This is a genomic window from Bacillus sp. SIMBA_005, assembly GCF_046535585.1.
GTDB lineage: Bacteria > Bacillota > Bacilli > Bacillales > Bacillaceae > Bacillus > Bacillus pumilus.
Genome location: NZ_JAWRWI010000902.1, coordinates 1 through 248 on the forward strand (window position 1 = coordinate 1; position 248 = coordinate 248).

Here is a 248-nt window from a genome sequence, read left to right on the forward strand (position 1 = left end):
GCCGGTTATCCCGCTGTTTGTTCATCATGATCTGGGCTATGGCAATACCATGGTCGGGATTGCCGTCGGGATTCAGTTTCTGGCTACGGTGCTGACGCGTGGCTATGCCGGGCGACTGGCCGATCAATATGGCGCAAAACGTTCGGCGCTTCAGGGGATGTTAGCTTGTGGTCTGGCTGGCGGCGCGTTGCTGCTGGCGGCGATTTTGCCTGTCTCCGCACCGTTCAAATTTGCCCTGTTGGTCATCG

The 248-nt window shown here is 58.1% G+C and carries 1 protein-coding gene; it reads left to right on the forward strand.

The window, feature by feature from the left end; translation table 11 throughout:
• Positions 1-248: MFS transporter (locus tag SB660_RS22680; RefSeq protein WP_410584757.1), on the forward strand; the 248-nt coding region annotated here is incomplete at both ends.